This window comes from Rhizobacter sp. P2_D12 (genome assembly GCF_056404395.1).
The window spans coordinates 1-1,200 of the sequence record NZ_JBFUEB010000306.1 but is presented as its reverse complement, the minus strand read 5'-3'; the positions used below and the strand labels follow the sequence as shown (position 1 = coordinate 1,200).

Genomic DNA, 1,200 nt, shown 5'->3' with positions numbered 1-1,200 from the left:
CCTGTGCACCGCTCCACTGCTGCGGATCGGCCAGCACGAATTGCGCGAGCTCGGCCGGTTGTTCGACGCGGATGCAGCCATGGCTCAGGTCACGGTGCGTGCGCTTGAACAGTTCCCTGGCCGACGTTGAATGCAGGTAGATATTCATCGGGTTGGGCAGTGCAAACTTGACGTCGCCCAGCACGTTGCGCGGGCCGGGACGCTGCCTGACCCTCGCGCCGCCGGCCCGCAGGCGGCTTGCCGCATCGCCGGCGCCAACCTGCAGCACGCGCCCGTCCGACCCCACCAGTTCCATGTCATTCTGCTGCAGATAGGCAGGATTGCGCGTCAGCTTCGGGACGATCTCACTCTTCTGGATGCTGGCAGGAACATTCCAGTATGGCGCGAATTCCAGGTAGCGCATTTCTCCGATAAACAGCGGCGTGGGCGTGCGGCCGCGCGCGCCGACAATCACGCGCATTTCCAGCGCGGGCGCCGCAAAGTTGTCCCTGGCATCGAAGGCCCACAAGCGGTAGGTGGGCACGTTCACGACGACGACGCGCCCGTGCGCCGGAGGCGGTGGCAGCCAGCGCAGGCGTTCGAGCGTCAGCGCCAGCTGGGCGATGCGATGCGCGGGCGGCACCGACAGGGCGGTGACCGTCGCAGTGCCCAGTACGCCGTCTTCATCCAGCCCGTGCCGCGCCTGGAAGCGCCGCACGGCGCCAGCCAGTGCCGGCGTATAGATGCCGTCGCTGCCCATGGGCGCCTGAGCGCCGAGATCACCCAGCAACTGCAGCCGTGCCTGCAGCAGGGCCGCGCCCGCATAGGGCTCGCCGGCGTGAATGGCGGCCCGCGCGACCGGCGGCAGCGCGGGCCAGGCCGGTGTTGCCCCGGACAGCGCGCGGTACTGTGCCAGCGCCGCCTTGACCCTGCCATACAGCGGAATGGCGGGTGCGGCGGCGTCGATGGCCTGTGCCAGTCCTCGCGCGTCGCGCACGTTGGCCAGGCGCTGGCGCGGGTCGAAGCCGGTGTCGGGCGCTGCGGACACCCGGCTGGCCCAGGCCGCACGGCCACCGTGCAGATCGCACAGGTACTGCATCATTGCGCGGTCGAGGTCGCGCACGAATGCCGTCGATGCGCCCTCCGGGCCGGCCAGCCGCCCGGTCAGCTCGTCCACCTGATAGCGGCGGACCTCAAGCCCGTGCTCGGGCGCCGCGCGCA

1 protein-coding gene is annotated in these 1,200 nt (G+C 70.2%); it reads right to left on the bottom strand.

The features are described from left to right. A partial coding sequence (locus tag AC1DYN_RS32645; protein ID WP_477966977.1) for a L,D-transpeptidase family protein occupies positions 1 to 1,200 on the bottom strand: 1,200 nt, incomplete at both ends.